This is a genomic window from Arthrobacter sp. B2060, assembly GCF_059090445.1.
Window position 1 is genome coordinate 1 of the sequence record NZ_JBNHFR010000047.1, and the last position, 207, is coordinate 207.

Sequence of the window (207 nt, forward strand, 5' to 3'; positions counted from 1 at the left end):
GCAGTGCGATGAAGATGCGCAAGGTCATCATCCCCCAGGCCATGCCCTCGATCATCCCGGCGACCGGTAACCAGGTCATCGGCATGTTCAAGGGAACCTCCCTGGTCAGCGTGCTCGGCGTTGCCGAGTTGCTCCAAAGCGCCCAGCTCATCTACGCCCGCACCTACGAGACCATCCCGCTGCTGATCGTCGCCAGCCTCTGGTACC

1 protein-coding gene is annotated in these 207 nt (G+C 62.8%); it reads left to right on the forward strand.

Features of this window, described 5'->3' with window-relative positions; genetic code table 11:
* Positions 1 to 207 (forward strand): ABC transporter permease subunit (locus AC5RUM_RS21540; RefSeq protein ID WP_494036858.1); only part of this gene is annotated, 207 nt, incomplete at both ends.